Source organism: Pseudomonas sp. AK181, assembly GCF_051122975.1.
Taxonomy (GTDB): domain Bacteria; phylum Pseudomonadota; class Gammaproteobacteria; order Pseudomonadales; family Pseudomonadaceae; genus Aquipseudomonas; species Aquipseudomonas lactis.
Genome location: NZ_CP146348.1, coordinates 6,529,021 through 6,543,697 on the forward strand (window position 1 = coordinate 6,529,021; position 14,677 = coordinate 6,543,697).

Here is a 14,677-nt window from a genome sequence, read left to right on the forward strand (position 1 = left end):
TAGGTGCGCAGCAGTTGACGAAGATCAAGCTTAGGAGTCCGATAGGGGGCTACGCAGATTCGAACCCAAGGAGAAGTGCAGATGGCCAAACGTATCCAGTTCAGCGCCCATGGCGGGCCCGACGTACTTGAATATGTGGACTACACACCAGCGGAGCCTGGCCCACAACAGGTTCGGGTGCGCAACGAGGCTATCGGCCTGAACTTCATCGACACCTATTTCCGCAGTGGCCTCTACGCGCCGCCGGCCCTGCCATCGGGCTTGGGTGCGGAAGGCGCTGGCGTGGTCGATGCGGTGGGCAGCGAAGTCAGCCAATTCAAAGTCGGCGACCGCGTGGCCTACGGCAGCGGCCCTCTGGGTGCCTATAGCGAGTTGCACGTGTTGCCTGCCGCCAACCTGGTGCACCTGCCGGATGAGATCAGCTTTGAACAGGCCGCCGGTGCCATGCTCAAAGGCCTGACCGTGCAGTACCTGCTGCGCCAGACCTATGAGCTCAAAGGCGGTGAGACCATTTTGTTCCACGCCGCCGCCGGTGGCGTGGGTTCCCTGGCCTGCCAATGGGCCAAGGCTTTGGGGGTGAAGTTGATCGGTACGGTCAGTTCCCCGGAAAAGGCGGCCCTGGCCAAATCGCTCGGCGCCTGGGAAACCATCGACTACAGCAAGGAAGATGTCGCACAACGCGTTCTGGAATTGACTGACGGCAAGAAATGCCCGGTGGTGTACGACGGCGTCGGCAAGGACACCTGGCTGACCTCGCTCGACAGCGTGTCGCCGCGGGGCTTGTTGGTGAGCTTCGGCAACGCGTCGGGTGCGGTGGACGGGGTGAACCTGGGAATTCTGTCGGCGAAGGGTTCGCTGTACGTCACCCGGCCGACTTTGGCGACCTATGCGAACAATCCGGCGAACCTGCAGGCGATGGCGGACGATCTGTTTTCGATGATCAAGAGTGGCAAGGTGCGCATTGATATCAACCAGCGCTACTCGCTGGCGGAGGCGGCCAAAGCGCAGACGGAGTTATCGGGGCGGCGTACGACTGGGTCGACCATTCTGCTGCCTTAAGATCGTTCCCACGCTCTGCGTGGGAATGCATACCGTGACGCTCTGCGTCACAAGCGGACGCAGAGCGTCCAATGCAGCGTTCCCACGCAGAGCGTGGGAACGAGCTGCACCTTACGAGGGGCGCACCACATCACCCGTCACCAGGTCCCGAATCAGGCTCGGGTTCTTGCGCCCCCCCAAGGCACCGCCCAACACCAAGTCCACTTGCCCGCGAAAATACTGCTCCACGCGAATCCGCGTGCGGGCTGCCGGGCGGCCCTGGGGGTTGGCCGAGGTGGAAATCAACGGGCCGACCTCGGCGCACAAATCTCTCACCAACGGATGATCACTGACCCGCAGCGCTACGGTGTCATGCACACCCGTGACCCATTCGGGCAGCAAGTCTTGATGGGGCACCAGCCAGGTATTTGGCCCTGGCCAGGTGCTGGCCATGCGTTCGACCCACGTGTCCGGGAAATCTTCAAACAGAAAGTCGAACTGACGAATATTGTCCGCCACCAGGATCAGGCCTTTATCGACCGAGCGGTTCTTGATCGCCAGCAGCCGATCCACTGCTTCTTCGTTCCACGGGTCGCAGCCCAAGCCCCAGACCGCTTCGGTCGGATAGGCGATCACCGCGCCTGCGCGAATTTCCCGTGCGGCTTCCAACACACGCCACCTGTTGACCATTGTTAACTCTCCGGACTAAAGCTCTGGGCAGTTTACCGATCTTCGTTACAAAACCTAGCGCCAAAAACGGGCCGCTATAAAAGCGGGCACCGCGCCAGCCAGCGCCCGCTTTCGCAAATCACCTGGCCCTCCAACTCCAGCTCCGTAAGGGTGGCCAGTACTTGGGACAACGGCCGACCGCTGGCAATCGCCAAGGCTTCGCTGCTATGCGGTGCCGCGTGCAGCAGCGCCACCAGCGGATGGGTCACGGGCACCGGTGCCGCATGGGGCAACCGCTGCCAACCACGCAGGCCTTCAAGTATGTGCTCGATGGTTTCCACCAACACCGCGCCATCACGGATCAGTTGATGACAGCCTTTGGCGGCGGGGTGGTGGATGGAGCCCGGAATCGCGTACACCTCACGCCCTTGCTCCGCGGCCAGGCGTGCGGTGATCAGCGAGCCGCTGGCGATACTGGCCTCCACCACCAGTACGCCTAACGACAACCCGCTGATGATTCGGTTGCGCCGTGGGAAATTACCGGCCTGGGGCGCGGCATCCAGCGGAAACTCGGAAACCACGGCGCTGCCTTGGGCAATCATCGCCGCAGCGAGCTTGCGATGGCGCTGTGGATAAAAATTTTCCAGGCCCGTGCCGAGCACGCCGATGGTATGGCCGCCCACGTCCAATGCCGCCTGGTGCGCCGCGCCGTCAATGCCCACCGCCAGCCCGCTGGTGATAACAAAACCGGCGCTCGCCAGGCTGCGGGAAAAGGCCGCTGCCGTGTCCATGCCCGGGCGAGAAGCACGCCGGCTTCCGACCATGGCCAACTGTGGTTTTTCCAGAATACCAGGGTCGCCCGCAACGAATAACAACGGCGGTGCATCGTCGATCTGCGCGAGCAACGCCGGGTAATCAGGTTGGTCCCACATCAGCAAATGCTGGGCCGGGCGCGCCAGCCAGGCCAACGCCTCACTGGCACCGTCGCGGACTTTGGGGCTGCGTCGGGCATCGGCACTGATGGCGGGCAAGCCGAGGGAGCGCCAGGCGCTGGCGGGAGCACTCAAGGCCTTGGAAGCGCAACCAAAGGCTTCGATCAACACGTGAAAACGCTTGGGCCCCAGTTCTGGCAGCCTGTGCAAGCGTAGCCGGGCTTCCAGCTCTGCCGGGGAAATATCGCTGCTGTTTATCGGATTCATATGATCATCCTTGACCGGAACAAGCTGTGGATAACTCTGTTGGTAACTTATTTAGCAGGCTATTTATTGCGCTTGATCAGCCGTCTCGAAACGGTCTTGCACGGCCAACGACCGTGAAGCACTGAGCACCAGGGCATAGCTGAGTTTTTCATAGGTACGAAACACCAGCAGGGTGCCGGCGCGCTCATCCGGGAGGGGAGTGGGCGTGCCGGTGAGGGCGTCTCGCACGGTGGCGCCAGCCTTGATCACTGTGAGCAGTTGGCCTTCCACCAAGCCATCGCGGCGGCCTTTATTGAGGGTCACAGCGTCGAGCACGCCGATCTGCGTGACGCCCTTGGGGATGTCGATGATGTGCCCTGTAATCAAGGGTGCAGGTTTGCCGGCTTCCAGGCTGGCCAAAGCAACGGGAGGCTCGGCACGCAACAAACGGTCACCTGGGCGAATCTCCTGGGTCACCCGCTGCACTGCCAGGGTGGTGAGGCTGTCGGCAAGCACAAAGCGCGCAGTGCCGATGTCGTCGGCATTGATGCCCAACAGCTCCTGGGTATGGGGGTCGGTGTAGGCCTTGCCCCGCCGAAATATCCCGTAGCTGGGCTGGGCCGGGTCCAGTTGACCGCGTGCAAATACACGCTCGTCGTTGGCACCCAGCACGCGCCCGCCTTGCGCGGCAATAATGTAAGGGGCTTTGTCCAGGTCCTGGGGCGAGTCAAAAATACGGTTGTGCAGTAAAAAATGCTGGATGGCCTGTTGCGCGGCCTGATCCAGACGCTCAGTGGGTTGCGCAATCAACGCCGTGGCGAACGGGGCCCACAGCAGCAAGACGAGTAGCGATTTCCTCATGGGGTGAATCTCCTTTATTATGTGCGTTCGCGTGAAATGCCATGGCCTTCGCGGCTTCCGAGCGTTTCACACCGGCCGTATGGGTCCATCCCACCGCCGATTTGTCTCTTCCTCACATGTGCAGCAATTACGCTTATGGCTATTTTGAACATCCTCGAATTTCCCGACTCGCGCCTGCGCACGATCGCCAAGCCGGTGGCCGTAGTGGACGACAAGGTTCGTCAGTTGGTCGATGACATGTTTGAAACAATGTATGAAGCCCCGGGCATCGGCCTCGCCGCGACCCAGGTCAACGTACATCTGCGCGTCGTGGTCATGGACCTGTCGGAAGACCGCAGCGAACCTCGGGTGTACATCAACCCTGAGTTCGAACCGCTGACCGAAGAGATGGGCGAATACCAGGAAGGCTGCCTGTCGGTGCCGGAGTTCTACGAGAATGTGGAACGCCCGCTGCGCGTGAAGATCAAGGCGCTGGACCGTGACGGCAAGCCTTTCGAGCTGATTGCCGAAGGCCTGCTGGCGGTGTGCATCCAGCATGAATGCGACCACCTCAACGGCAAGCTGTTCGTCGATTACCTGTCCACGCTCAAGCGTGACCGCATCAAGAAGAAGCTGGAAAAAAAGCATCGCCAGCAAGCCTGATGCCCTTCTTCCAAAGGCTTGCTGCGGCAAGCCTTTTTCTTTTGTGACTGTTTTTAACCGAGAACTCCCATGACCGAGCCATTGCGCATTGTTTTTGCCGGCACTCCTGAATTTGCCGCCGAACACCTCAAGGCGCTGCTTGCCAGCCCTTATGACATCGTCGCGGTGTACACCCAGCCGGATCGCCCGGCCGGTCGCGGGCAAAAACTGATGCCCAGCCCGGTCAAGCAGTTGGCGCTGGAGCACAACATTCCTGTGCTGCAGCCGCCGACCCTGCGTAACGCCGAGGCCCAGGCCGAACTCGCCGCGCTGAAGCCAGACCTGCTGGTGGTGGTGGCCTACGGCTTGATCCTGCCCCAGGCGGTGCTGGATATCCCGCGCCTGGGTTGCATCAACAGCCATGCTTCACTGCTGCCACGCTGGCGCGGTGCGGCGCCGATTCAACGCGCCGTTGAAGCCGGCGACAGCGAGAGCGGCGTGACCGTGATGCGCATGGAAGCCGGCCTGGATACCGGGCCGATGCTGCTCAAGGTCACCACGCCGATCACCGCCCAAGACACCGGCGGCAGCCTGCACGACCGCCTGGCTGAACTGGGCCCGCCCGCCGTGATCCAGGCCATCGCCGGCCTCGCTGCCGGCACCCTGCAAGGTGAAATCCAAGACGACAGCCTAGCCACCTACGCCCACAAGCTGAACAAGGACGAAGCACGCATTGACTGGAGCCGCCCGGCCGTGGAGCTGGAGCGCCTGGTACGTGCCTTCAACCCATGGCCGATCTGCCACAGCACCCTCAATGGCGAAGCCTTGAAAGTGTTGGCCGCGACCCTGGCCGATGGCACAGGCGCTCCCGGCGAGATCATCGGCGCCAGCAAAGAAGGCCTGTTGGTAGCTTGCGGTGAACAGGCGCTGTGCCTGACGCGTCTGCAATTGCCCGGCGGCAAGGCGCTGAACTTCAGCGATTTGTTCAATAGCCGTCGTGAGAAATTCGCCTTGGGCACCACGCTTGGGGTGGTCACTCAATGAACCCACGTCTGGCCGCCGCCAAGGCTCTTGCCGCCGTCCTCAACGGCAAGGCTTCGCTGAACAGTTCATTGCCGACGCAACTGGATAAGGTCGAAGACCGGGATCGCGGTTTCACCCAGGACCTGGCCTTTGGCACCGCCCGTTGGCAGCCACGGTTATCTGCGCTGGCCGCCAAGCTGCTGCAAAAACCGTTCAAAGCGGCAGACGCCGATGTCGAGGCGCTGTTGCTGGTGGGTCTCTACCAATTGCTCTACACCCGCGTGCCCGCTCACGCGGCCATCGGTGAAACCGTCGGTTGCGCCGACAAGCTGAAAAAACCCTGGGCCAAGGCCCTGCTCAATGCCGTGCTGCGCCGCGCCCAGCGCGAAAGCGAAGCCCTGCTGGCCGAGCTGGAACATGATCCAGTGGTGCGCACCGCCCACCCGCGCTGGCTGCAAAAATCCCTGAAAGCCTTTTGGCCTGAGCAATGGGAAGCCATCTGCGCAGCCAACAACGCGCACCCGCCGATGATCCTGCGGGTCAACCGTCGTCACCACAGCCGTGACGCGTATTTGCAGTTACTGGCGGACGCTGGCATCAACGCCACGCCCTGTGTGTACAGCACGGACGGCATCGTGCTCGAAGCGGCTGCCGATGTGCGTAGCCTGCCGGGCTTTGCCGAAGGTTGGATCAGTGTGCAGGACGAAGCTGCGCAGTTGGCCGCCGACTTGCTCGACCTCTCCCCCGGCCAGCGTGTACTCGATGCCTGCTGCGCGCCCGGCGGTAAGACCTGCCACATCCTTGAAGTGGAAAAAGACCTGGCCGGTGTCGTCGCGGTGGACCTTGAAGCCAAGCGCCTCGTGCGCGTGCGGGAAAACCTCGCACGCCTGGGCTTGAGCGCTGAGCTGATCGCCGCGGATGGCCGCGACACCGCCACCTGGTGGGACGGCAAGCCCTTCCAGCGCATCCTGCTGGACGCTCCCTGCTCGGCCACCGGCGTGATCCGCCGTCATCCGGACATCAAGCTGACCCGCCAGCCCGACGACATCGCCGCCTTGGCGGTGTTGCAAGGCGAACTGCTCGACGCGTTGTGGCCCACCTTGGAAGTCGGCGGCATCCTGCTTTACGCCACCTGCTCCACTTTGCCCACCGAAAATACCGAGGTCATCCAAGCCTTCCTCGCCCGCACCAGCGGCGCGCGTGAGCTGGACCTCGCTACCACGGCCGGCATCAAGCAGCCCCACGGTCGCCAACTGCTTGCCCAAGAAGGCGGGCACGATGGCTTCTACTACGCCAAACTGATCAAGATCGCCGCCGCACGCGGCTGAATGGTTTTAAGGGAGTGACCGGATGAAAATCATCATCCTTGGAGCAGGGCAGGTCGGTGGCACGCTGGCCGAACATTTGGCCGGTGAAGCCAACGACATCACCGTGGTCGACACCGATTCCGAGCGTTTGCGCGACCTGGGCGACCGCCTGGACATCCGTACGGTGCAAGGCCGCGCGTCGTTTCCGACGGTGCTGCGCCAGGCCGGCGCCGACGATGCCGACATGCTGGTGGCCGTGACCAACAGCGACGAGACCAACATGGTCGCCTGCCAGGTCGCCCACACCCTGTTCCACACCCCGACCAAGATCGCTCGGGTGCGCGAAGCGGCGTACCTGACCCGCGCCGGTCTGTTCGATAACGACGCCATTCCGGTGGACGTACTGATCAGCCCGGAACAGGTGGTGACCCACTACATCAAGCGCCTGATCGAGATTCCAGGTGCGCTTCAGGTGATCGACTTCGCCGAAGGCAAAGCACAACTGGTGGCCGTGAAGGCCTATTACGGCGGGCCGCTGGTGGGCCAGCAACTGCGCCAGCTGCGCGAGCATATGCCGAACGTGGAAACCCGCGTGGCCGCGATTTTCCGCCGTGACCGGCCGATCCTGCCCCAGGGCGATACGGTGATCGAGGCTGACGATGAAGTGTTTTTCATCGCCGCCAAGGCGAACATTCGCGCAGTCATGAGCGAAATGCGCAGGCTCGACGAAAGCTACAAACGCATCGTCATTGCGGGCGGTGGGCAGATCGGCGAGCGTTTGGCCGAAGCCATCGAAAGCCGCTACCAGGTGAAGATCATCGAGATGAGCCCGACGCGGTGCCGGCACTTGTCCGACACCCTCGACAGCACTGTCGTACTGCAAGGCAGCGCCTCGGACCGTGACCTGCTGATGGAAGAGAACATCGCCGACGCCGACATCTTCCTGGCCCTGACCAACGATGACGAAGCCAACATCATGTCGTCCTTGCTGGCCAAGCGGCTGGGGGCGAAGAAGGTGATGACCATCATCAACAACCCGGCCTATGTGGACCTGATTCAGGGCGGCGATATCGACATTGCCATCAGCCCGCAGTTGGCAACCATCGGCACCTTGCTCGCCCACGTGCGCCGTGGCGACATTGTCAGCGTGCACTCGTTGCGCCGTGGTGCAGCGGAAGCCATCGAGGCGATTGCCCACGGTGACTCCAAGTCCAGCAAAGTGATTGGCAAGGCCATACGCGATATCGGCCTGCCGCCGGGCACCACCATTGGCGCGATCATTCGCGATGAAGAAGTGATCATTGCCCATGACGACACGGTGATCGCCACCGGAGACCATGTGATTTTGTTCCTTGTGGATAAAAAACATATCCGCGATGTGGAGAAGCTGTTCCACGTGGGGTTGAGCTTTTTCTGATCAAGGAGTGAACCGATGCTGGAGTCCCTGGAAAAAATGCTCGCCAAGGGTGTGGATAATTCATTACTGCGCTTTGGCCTGGGCAAGGGTTACCTGGACCTGAAGGACAACACCAAGGCGGCCGAGCATTTGCAGCGATGCGTCGAGTTCGATCCAAAGTATTCGGCGGCGTGGAAGTTGTTGGGCAAGGCGCAGTTGGGGCAGGGTGATAACGCTGGGGCACGACACGCTTGGGAAAAAGGCATAGAAGCGGCGTTGGCCCATGGCGACAAACAGGCCGAGAAAGAGATGACAGTGTTTCTGAAGAAACTCGACCGCCAGGCTTGAAACAAACCCCTGTGGGAGCTGGCTTGCCTGCGATGGCAGCACCTCGGTCGATCAGTTACACCGGGGTGATGCCATCGCAGGCAAGCCAGCTCCCACATTGATCTCCATTGGCTAGAAGATCAGCGGTGAGTCAGTACCACCGCGCCTCACCCGGCGGGCGTTTCTTGAAGCGCTTCATGCTCCACATGTACTGGCTTGGGTAGGCACCTACATAGCGCTCAACTACCTTGCTCATCGCCGCACAGGACGTCGCGGTATCGGTGCTGTACATGTCCTCCGGCGCCGCTTCCAGAATCACCTTGTAGCCCGAACCGTCCGGCAGGCGCAGGGCATGCAGGAACACACCCACCGCCTTGTGACCCGCAAGCATGTTCGGCACGAACTTGCTGGTAAGCGCCTGGGTGGCAAAAAACGGTACGAAGATCCCGGCGGATTCAGCCGGCTCCGGGTCGGCAGGAATGCCCACCTGGCCGCCTTTGCGCACTTCCTTGATCACGCTGAGAATGCCTTCCTTGGTGGAAGCCGCCACGCGGTTGCCCAACTGCACGCGCTGTTTGCGCAGCAATTCGTCCACAGCCTTGAGCTTGGGCGGGCGATAGAAAATGATCGGTTTGCACTGGCTGCAGTAGAAGTGGTTCAACACCTCCCAGTTGCCCAGGTGGCTGGTGATGCCCACCACGCCTTTGCCAGAAGCCAGGGCCTCGTGCAGCACTTCCAGGCCTTCGACTTCGCGGACCAGGTCGATAGAGCGCTGCGCCGGCCAGATCCACGCACAGGCGCTTTCGGTGAGGGACTTGCCGATGTCCATCAGGCTGCGGCCCACCAGGCGTTCGCGCTCTGCCGGGTCCATGTCCGGGAAGCATTTGGAGAGGTTGATCCGCACCGTATCGCGGGAACGGTTGGGGGTTTTCCACATGATCCAGCCGATCCCCGTGCCGACGGCTTGTACGGCGCGCCAGGGCAGCAGGGCAAACAACCGAAGAGCGCCTACCAGCAAGGCGCCTTTAAACTTTTCCACAGGTCACTCCTGATCGTGTGTGGTGCGCAAAGCCGGCATTCTAACCGGCGTTGACCAAGTCCGCGTAACGGTCGCAGTCCTGGGTGTGGTCCATGACCATGCCCGAGGCCTGCATGAAGGCGTAGCAGATGGTCGGCCCGACGAAGGTGAAGCCGGCCTTTTTCAAGGCTTTGCTCATGGCTTCGGCTTCGGGCGTAATCGCCGGGACGTCGCTGCGATCCTTGAAGTGATTGACCTTGGGTTTACCGCCGACAAACGACCACAGCAACCCCACCGGATCTTCCAGCGCCAGCCAGGCCGCGGCGTTGCGCCGGGTAGCGTTGAGCTTCAAGCGATTGCGCACGATGCCCGGGTCCTGCATCAGCACCTCGATTTCTTCATCGCTCAATTGCGCCAGACGCTGCGCGTCAAAGCCGAACAACACCTTTCGATAATGCTCGCGTTTGCGTAAAACGGTGATCCAGGACAGGCCTGCCTGGAACCCTTCGAGCAAAAGCAACTCGAACAAACCCTGCGCATCGCGCAGCGGCGTTCCCCACTCTTGATCGTGATAAGCCATGTACAGCGGATCTTCAGAACACCAAAAGCAGCGTGGCATAAGGCTCCAGGGAGTGGTGGCGGGGCCGAATCGGGTATACTCCCGCTCTTTAAATCGCAGCCCAAGTAACAGGTGAATTTCGTGAGCCAGCCTACGCCAGCCGTGCGTACCTTCCAAGACTTGATCCTCGCCCTCCAGCAATACTGGGCCGAGCAAGGTTGTGTGGTACTTCAGCCCTACGATATGGAAGTAGGCGCCGGCACTTTCCACACCGCTACATTCCTGCGGGCCATCGGCCCGGAAACCTGGAACGCCGCTTATGTGCAGCCCAGTCGCCGCCCGACTGACGGCCGCTACGGCGAAAACCCGAACCGTCTGCAGCACTACTACCAGTTCCAGGTGGTATTGAAGCCCAACCCGGACAACTTCCAGGAGCTGTACCTGGGCTCGCTGAAACATGTGGGCCTGGACCCACTGGTGCACGACATCCGTTTCGTCGAAGACAACTGGGAATCGCCAACCCTGGGCGCCTGGGGCCTGGGCTGGGAAGTCTGGCTCAATGGCATGGAAGTGACGCAGTTCACTTACTTCCAGCAAGCCGGCGGCATCGAGTGCTACCCGGTCACCGGCGAGATCACCTATGGCCTTGAGCGCCTGGCCATGTACCTGCAAGGCGTGGACTCGGTCTACGACCTGGTATGGGCTGACGGCCCGTTCGGCAAGGTGACCTACGGCGATGTGTTCCATCAGAACGAGGTGGAGCAGTCCACCTACAACTTCGAACACGCCAACGTCGACAAGCTGTTCGAACTGTTCGACTTCTATGAAAGCGAAGCCAAGCGCCTGATCGAACTCGACCAGCCGCTGCCGTTGCCAAGCTATGAAATGGTGTTGAAGGCGTCCCATACCTTCAACCTGCTGGATGCCCGCCGTGCTATTTCGGTTACTGCGCGCCAGCAATACATCCTGCGTGTGCGCACCCTGGCGCGTTCCGTCGCCCAAGCCTACCTGCTGGCTCGCGCCAAGCTGGGCTTCCCGATGGCAACCCCGGATTTGCGTGATGAAGTGTTGGCTAAGCTGGAGGCTGCACAATGAGTGCTCAAGATTTCCTGGTTGAACTGGGCACCGAAGAGCTGCCACCCAAGGCCCTCAATACCCTGGCCGATGCATTCCTGGCCGGTATCGAAAAAGGCCTGCAGACTGCCGGCCTGAAGTTTGAAGCCAAAAAAGTCTACGCCGCGCCGCGCCGCCTGGCTGTGCTGCTGACCGCACTGGAAACCCAGCAGCCGGACCGCAGCATCAACCTGGACGGCCCACCGCGCCAGGCGGCTTTCGACGCTGAAGGCAACCCGACCCAGGCCGCCCTTGGCTTTGCCAAGAAGTGTGGCGTGGAGCTGAGCGAGATCGACCAGAGCGGCCCGAAACTGCGTTTCAGCCAGGTCATCACCGGCAAGCCGACCGCCAGCCTGTTGCCGACCATCGTTGAAGATTCCCTGAACGACCTGCCTATCCCCAAGCGCATGCGCTGGGGTGCGCGCAAGGAAGAGTTCGTGCGCCCAACCCAATGGCTGGTGATGCTGCTCGGTGACCAGGTCATCGATTGCACCCTCCTCGCCCAGAAGGCTGGTCGTGATTCCCGTGGTCACCGTTTCCATCATCCAGAAAGCGTGCGCATCACTTCGCCGGCCAACTACCTCAACGATCTGCGCGCTGCTTATGTGCTGGCCGACGCCAATGAGCGTCGCGAGCTGATCAGCAAGCGCACCGAAGAGCTGGCCCGCCTGCAGGAAGGCACTGCCATCGTGCCGCCAAGCCTGCTCGACGAAGTGACCGCCCTGGTGGAATGGCCGGTGCCGCTGGTGTGCTCGTTCGAAGAGCGTTTCCTCGACGTGCCGCAAGAAGCCTTGATCACCACCATGCAGGACAACCAGAAGTACTTCTGCCTGCTGGACGTGGACGGTAAGTTGTTGCCGCGTTTTATCACCGTGGCCAACATCGAAAGCAAAGACCCACAGCAGATCATCGCCGGTAACGAAAAAGTCGTGCGCCCGCGCCTGACCGACGCCGAGTTCTTCTTCAAGCAAGACAAGAAGCAGAAGCTGGAAGACTTCAACCTGCGCCTTCAGAACGTGGTGTTCCAGGAAAAACTCGGCAGCGTCTATGACAAAGCCGTGCGTGTTTCCAAGCTGGCGGCCTACATTGCCCCACGTATCGGCGGCGACGCAGCCTGGGCCGCCCGTGCCGGTTTGCTGTCCAAGTGCGACCTGGCCACCGAAATGGTCGGCGAGTTCCCAGAGATGCAAGGCGTGGCCGGTTACTACTACGCCCTCAACGACGGCGAGCCGGATGATGTCGCCCTGGCCCTGAACGAGCAGTACATGCCGCGCGGTGCCGGTGCAGAACTGCCGAGCACCCTGACCGGTGCGGCCGTGGCGATTGCCGACAAGCTGGACACCCTCGTGGGTATCTTCGGTATCGGCATGCTGCCCACCGGCAGCAAAGACCCGTATGCCCTGCGCCGTGCGGCCCTGGGCGTGCTGCGTATCCTGATCGACAAAAAGCTGGACCTCGACCTGACCCAAGCCGTGGTATTCGCCGTCGGCCAGTTCGGCACCAAGGTCAAGCAAGCCGGGCTGGCCGAGCAAGTGCTGGAGTTCGTGTTCGACCGCCTGCGGGCGCGTTATGAAGACGAAGGCGTGGACGTTTCCGTCTACCTGTCGGTACGTGCGCTGCAACCGGGCTCGGCGCTGGACTTCGACCAGCGTGTACAAGCCGTGCAAGCGTTCCGCAAGCTGCCGGAAGCCGATGCCCTGGCCGCCGTGAACAAGCGCGTGTCGAACCTGCTGAGCAAGGCCGATAACCTCGGCACTGCTGAAGTCGACCCGAGCCTGTTTGCCGATGCCAAGGAGTTCTCGCTGAACTCGGCCATCGCCAAGGCCGAGAACGCCGTGAAGCCGCTGATCGCCGAACGTGACTACGCGCAAGCGCTGGCGCGCCTGGCGTCGTTGCGTGAGCCGGTGGATGCGTTCTTCGAAGCGGTGATGATCAATGCCGACGATGCCAGCGTGCGCAAAAACCGCTACGCCATGCTGGCGCGCCTGCGTGGCTTGTTCATCAATATCGCCGACATCTCCGTACTAGGCTGACCATGTTGAAACTGCTGATTCTCGATCGGGACGGGGTGATCAACTACGACTCCGACGCTTACATCAAGTCGGTGGAGGAGTGGATCCCACTGCCCGGTTCGATCGAGGCTATTGCGCAGTTGAGCAAAGCCGGCTGGACGGTGGCCATCGCCACCAACCAGTCCGGCATCGCCCGCGGTTACTACGACATCGCCACCCTGGACGCCATGCACGCTCGCTTGCGCACGTTAGTGGCCGAACAGGGCGGTGAGGTGGGTCTGGTGGTTTACTGCCCCCACGGGCCGGATGAGGGCTGCGACTGCCGCAAGCCCAAGCCTGGCATGTTGAAAATTATTGCAGAACATTACAAGGTGCCCTTGGCTGGGATATGGTTCGTCGGGGACAGCCTCGGTGACCTGGAGGCGGCCAAAGCCGTCGACTCTCAGCCAGTTTTGGTTAAAACCGGGAAAGGCGAAAAGACCCAGGCTAAAAACCTGCCGGTAGGCACCTTGATTTTTGACGATCTGGCGGCCGTTGCCGCAGAACTTATCAACAACTAGCCGCCCTCGACTTCCTGACCAAGGACTGTTCGGGAGTGCGCTTTTAACAGGCGGGCCGTGTCCCGCAACGGTAAATGCCGCCATGTCGATCTTGCAGGCCATCAGAACCTTTTTCTTTTACCTGCTGCTGGGCACCAGTTCGTTTCTCTGGTGCACCCTGAGCTTTTTTATTGCACCGTTCCTGCCCTTCAAGGCGCGCTATCGCTTCATCAACGTCTACTGGTGCCGCTGCGCGTTGTGGCTGAGCAAGGTGTTCCTGAATATTCGTTTCGAGATCAAGGGCGCTGAAAACGTCCCTGATCAACCGTGCGTGATTCTCTCCAACCACCAAAGCACCTGGGAGACGTTCTTCCTTTCGGCGTACTTCTCGCCATTGAGCCAGGTGCTCAAGCGCGAGTTGCTGTACGTGCCGTTCTTCGGCTGGGCCATGGCCATGTTGCGGCCGATCGCCATCGACCGGGACAACCCCAAGGCTGCGCTCAAGCATGTTGCCAAGAAGGGCGATGAGTTGCTCAAGGACGGCGTCTGGGTGCTGATCTTTCCCGAGGGCACGCGGGTGCCCTACGGCACCGTGGGCAAGTTCTCACGCGGTGGTACCGCCCTGGCGGTCAACGCCAACCTGCCTGTGCTGCCGATTGCGCATAACGCCGGCAAGTTCTGGCCCAAGACTGGCTGGGCCAAACGCCCGGGCACTATCACCGTGGTGATCGGCGAACCGATGTACGCAGAGGGTGAAGGACCACGTGCCATCGCCGCCCTGAACGACCGCGCTGCGGCGTGGAATGAAGCGCAGCAAAGGGCCATAGGCTCCCTGCCTCCGGAACCGGTGGTGGTGGAGACGCCTGCAGTTTGAGCATCTGTGGATAACCTGTGTACGCTTTGTTGGCGAATTGGCTTTTTTGCATCATAACAAGCTGATTTACTTACATATTTCTGAAGCTCATAAAATTCAGAAAAACGTGCATAAGTTTTTTCTCATAAAAAAACCGGTCCTT

Annotated in this window: 15 protein-coding genes; 10 read left to right on the forward strand and 5 right to left on the reverse strand. The window is 61.2% G+C overall.

The window, feature by feature from the left end; all coding sequences use genetic code 11:
• Positions 1 to 81 precede the first annotated feature (81 nt).
• Positions 82 to 1,059, forward strand: a complete 978-nt coding sequence (locus tag V8689_RS29650) for a quinone oxidoreductase family protein (RefSeq protein WP_056790720.1) — start codon at positions 82 to 84, stop codon at positions 1,057 to 1,059.
• Between the two features lie 111 nt (positions 1,060 to 1,170).
• On the opposite strand, the gene V8689_RS29655 is transcribed toward V8689_RS29650, so the two are convergent.
• The 3 genes from V8689_RS29655 to V8689_RS29665 all read right to left on the reverse strand — a co-directional run bounded on the left by V8689_RS29655 (position 1,171) and on the right by V8689_RS29665 (position 3,746).
• The gene (locus V8689_RS29655; RefSeq protein ID WP_003187278.1) at positions 1,171 to 1,728 is read right to left on the reverse strand and encodes an L-threonylcarbamoyladenylate synthase; all 558 of its coding nucleotides are present in this window, start codon (positions 1,726 to 1,728) and stop codon (positions 1,171 to 1,173) included.
• Positions 1,729 to 1,802: 74 nt separating this feature from the next.
• Positions 1,803 to 2,906, reverse strand: coding sequence for a DNA-processing protein DprA (gene dprA, locus V8689_RS29660; protein WP_056790722.1), 1,104 nt, complete (start codon positions 2,904 to 2,906; stop codon positions 1,803 to 1,805).
• A 63-nt stretch (positions 2,907 to 2,969) separates the two neighbouring features.
• Positions 2,970 to 3,746, reverse strand: a complete 777-nt coding sequence (locus V8689_RS29665; RefSeq protein ID WP_056790726.1) for a hypothetical protein — start codon at positions 3,744 to 3,746, stop codon at positions 2,970 to 2,972.
• Between the two features lie 135 nt (positions 3,747 to 3,881).
• On the opposite strand from V8689_RS29665, the gene def reads away from it, so the two are divergent.
• From def to V8689_RS29690, 5 genes are all read left to right on the forward strand, one after another.
• On the forward strand, positions 3,882 to 4,388 hold the full coding sequence (gene def / locus V8689_RS29670) for a peptide deformylase (protein WP_003187273.1): 507 nt from the start codon (positions 3,882 to 3,884) through the stop codon (positions 4,386 to 4,388).
• A 69-nt stretch (positions 4,389 to 4,457) separates the two neighbouring features.
• Positions 4,458 to 5,411: a methionyl-tRNA formyltransferase gene (gene fmt, locus V8689_RS29675; RefSeq protein WP_056790729.1), complete on the forward strand. Its 954-nt coding sequence runs from the start codon at positions 4,458 to 4,460 to the stop codon at positions 5,409 to 5,411.
• Entirely contained in the window at positions 5,408 to 6,718 is a 1,311-nt protein-coding gene (gene rsmB / locus V8689_RS29680) for a 16S rRNA (cytosine(967)-C(5))-methyltransferase RsmB (RefSeq protein ID WP_056790732.1), read from the forward strand. Before fmt ends, rsmB begins: the two co-directional genes overlap by 4 nt.
• Positions 6,719 to 6,740: 22 nt before the next feature.
• Positions 6,741 to 8,114 (forward strand): Trk system potassium transporter TrkA, encoded by a 1,374-nt coding sequence (gene trkA / locus V8689_RS29685; protein ID WP_003187270.1) that lies wholly within the window; start codon positions 6,741 to 6,743, stop codon positions 8,112 to 8,114.
• A gap of 15 nt (positions 8,115 to 8,129) precedes the next feature.
• Positions 8,130 to 8,441, forward strand: coding sequence for a tetratricopeptide repeat protein (locus tag V8689_RS29690; protein WP_056790734.1), 312 nt, complete (start codon positions 8,130 to 8,132; stop codon positions 8,439 to 8,441).
• Between the two features lie 130 nt (positions 8,442 to 8,571).
• Here V8689_RS29690 and V8689_RS29695 read toward each other — a convergent pair whose 3' ends face one another.
• Entirely contained in the window at positions 8,572 to 9,459 is an 888-nt protein-coding gene (locus tag V8689_RS29695) for a lysophospholipid acyltransferase (RefSeq protein ID WP_014716285.1), read from the reverse strand.
• A 40-nt stretch (positions 9,460 to 9,499) separates the two neighbouring features.
• A complete protein-coding gene (locus V8689_RS29700; RefSeq protein WP_003187266.1) occupies positions 9,500 to 10,057 on the reverse strand; it encodes a DNA-3-methyladenine glycosylase I in 558 nt (185 codons plus the stop codon).
• Positions 10,058 to 10,138: 81 nt separating this feature from the next.
• On the opposite strand from V8689_RS29700, the gene glyQ reads away from it, so the two are divergent.
• From glyQ to V8689_RS29720, 4 genes are all read left to right on the forward strand, one after another.
• Positions 10,139 to 11,092 carry a glycine--tRNA ligase subunit alpha gene (gene glyQ / locus V8689_RS29705; protein ID WP_003187265.1) on the forward strand — a complete coding sequence of 318 codons (954 nt, stop codon included), beginning with the start codon at positions 10,139 to 10,141 and terminating at the stop codon, positions 11,090 to 11,092.
• Complete coding sequence (gene glyS, locus V8689_RS29710) at positions 11,089 to 13,143, forward strand: glycine--tRNA ligase subunit beta (RefSeq protein ID WP_056790737.1); 2,055 nt, start codon at positions 11,089 to 11,091, stop codon at positions 13,141 to 13,143. The genes glyQ and glyS overlap by 4 nt, the downstream gene beginning before the upstream one ends.
• Positions 13,144 to 13,145: 2 nt before the next feature.
• The gene (gmhB, locus tag V8689_RS29715; protein WP_161793233.1) at positions 13,146 to 13,682 is read left to right on the forward strand and encodes a D-glycero-beta-D-manno-heptose 1,7-bisphosphate 7-phosphatase; all 537 of its coding nucleotides are present in this window, start codon (positions 13,146 to 13,148) and stop codon (positions 13,680 to 13,682) included.
• A gap of 82 nt (positions 13,683 to 13,764) precedes the next feature.
• A complete protein-coding gene (locus V8689_RS29720; protein WP_056790740.1) occupies positions 13,765 to 14,535 on the forward strand; it encodes a lysophospholipid acyltransferase family protein in 771 nt (256 codons plus the stop codon).
• Positions 14,536 to 14,677 lie beyond the last annotated feature (142 nt).

What these genes read in the sequence shown, in the direction of transcription:
- V8689_RS29650 (WP_056790720.1), top strand. Translation starts at nt 82, where the DNA reads ATGGCCAAACGTATCCAGTTCAGCGCCCATGGCGGGCCCGACGTACTT.
- V8689_RS29655 (WP_003187278.1), bottom strand. Translation starts at nt 1,728, where the DNA reads ATGGTCAACAGGTGGCGTGTGTTGGAAGCCGCACGGGAAATTCGCGCA.
- dprA (WP_056790722.1), bottom strand. Translation starts at nt 2,906, where the DNA reads ATGAATCCGATAAACAGCAGCGATATTTCCCCGGCAGAGCTGGAAGCC.
- V8689_RS29665 (WP_056790726.1), bottom strand. Translation starts at nt 3,746, where the DNA reads ATGAGGAAATCGCTACTCGTCTTGCTGCTGTGGGCCCCGTTCGCCACG.
- def (WP_003187273.1), top strand. Translation starts at nt 3,882, where the DNA reads ATGGCTATTTTGAACATCCTCGAATTTCCCGACTCGCGCCTGCGCACG.
- fmt (WP_056790729.1), top strand. Translation starts at nt 4,458, where the DNA reads ATGACCGAGCCATTGCGCATTGTTTTTGCCGGCACTCCTGAATTTGCC.
- rsmB (WP_056790732.1), top strand. Translation starts at nt 5,408, where the DNA reads ATGAACCCACGTCTGGCCGCCGCCAAGGCTCTTGCCGCCGTCCTCAAC.
- trkA (WP_003187270.1), top strand. Translation starts at nt 6,741, where the DNA reads ATGAAAATCATCATCCTTGGAGCAGGGCAGGTCGGTGGCACGCTGGCC.
- V8689_RS29690 (WP_056790734.1), top strand. Translation starts at nt 8,130, where the DNA reads ATGCTGGAGTCCCTGGAAAAAATGCTCGCCAAGGGTGTGGATAATTCA.
- V8689_RS29700 (WP_003187266.1), bottom strand. Translation starts at nt 10,057, where the DNA reads ATGCCACGCTGCTTTTGGTGTTCTGAAGATCCGCTGTACATGGCTTAT.
- glyS (WP_056790737.1), top strand. Translation starts at nt 11,089, where the DNA reads ATGAGTGCTCAAGATTTCCTGGTTGAACTGGGCACCGAAGAGCTGCCA.
- gmhB (WP_161793233.1), top strand. Translation starts at nt 13,146, where the DNA reads ATGTTGAAACTGCTGATTCTCGATCGGGACGGGGTGATCAACTACGAC.
- V8689_RS29720 (WP_056790740.1), top strand. Translation starts at nt 13,765, where the DNA reads ATGTCGATCTTGCAGGCCATCAGAACCTTTTTCTTTTACCTGCTGCTG.